At 51.2% G+C, this 250-nt stretch carries 1 pseudogene; it reads left to right on the top strand.

Features of this window, described 5'->3' with window-relative positions:
- A pseudogene (locus FDX22_RS21625) lies at positions 1-250 on the top strand (ATPase RavA); the annotation flags it as partial.

The following is a 250-nucleotide window of genomic DNA, read 5'->3' on the forward strand; positions in this document are numbered from 1 at the left end:
ACTTCCGGTCCATGCTGTTAAGCCAGCAGGATGAAAGTGACAACCCCGTTCCAACAACGTTACAAGTGACCGATGAAGAGTACTACCAGTGGCAAAAAGACATTGGCAAAATCACGCTTCCCGATCGTGTATTTGAATTGATTTTCACCCTGCGCCAGCAACTGGATGCGCTACCGAACGCCCCCTACGTATCTGACCGTCGCTGGAAAAAAGCAATCCGCTTACTCCAGGCCAGCGCCTTCTTTAGCGG

The organism is Citrobacter sp. TBCS-14, assembly GCF_005280805.1.
Taxonomy (GTDB): Bacteria; Pseudomonadota; Gammaproteobacteria; order Enterobacterales; family Enterobacteriaceae; genus Citrobacter; species Citrobacter gillenii.